This window comes from Candidatus Symbiothrix dinenymphae (genome assembly GCF_001431085.1).
The window spans coordinates 1-483 of sequence record NZ_BBRU01000349.1 but is presented as its reverse complement, the minus strand read 5'-3'; the positions used below and the strand labels follow the sequence as shown (position 1 = coordinate 483).

1 protein-coding gene is annotated in these 483 nt (G+C 42.4%); it reads left to right on the top strand.

Going from position 1 to position 483, the window contains the following annotated elements; all coding sequences use genetic code 11:
• Positions 1-103: 103 nt before the first annotated feature.
• Entirely contained in the window at positions 104-277 is a 174-nt protein-coding gene (locus ASC50_RS07195) for a hypothetical protein (protein WP_158648412.1), read from the top strand.
• Positions 278-483: the final 206 nt, after the last annotated feature.

Here is a 483-nt window from a genome sequence, read left to right as displayed (position 1 = left end):
TTTCGACAGTTTGCCACACAAAGATTTATACAAATCATATTTTGAGCAAAAAGCTCAGATGGGAATATCACATAACTCGCACAACAAAATAAAATAAAAAAGCATGAAAAAAGTAATGATTTTCGCTGCTTCGGCAGCAATTGCAGGCGCAATGGTTGTGGGCTGCGGAAGTAGTAAGGTGAAGGGCGTGTCCGATGCGGAAAGAGCGCGGATAGATTCTGATGCGGAACAGTTTCGTAAGCAGACGGATGCCGAATTGAGAAACAATAAACAGTAAATTATATTTTAAATTAAAAATTTTAGAGTAATGAAAAAAACATTAATTCTCGCCGCTACGGTGGCGATCGCAGGCGTAGTAGCTACGAGCTGCGGAAGTAGTAAACAAGTTGCAACTGCCTCTCCATCGAAGGAGACCTCCGACAGAGGACGCAAGCAAAGTAAAGAAGAGGGGGAAGAGCTGGCATTGGAGCCGGATGAAAAAAA

Excerpts from the sequence above, each read along its gene's own strand:
- ASC50_RS07195 (WP_158648412.1), top strand. The coding sequence starts at position 104 with ATGAAAAAAGTAATGATTTTCGCTGCTTCGGCAGCAATTGCAGGCGCA.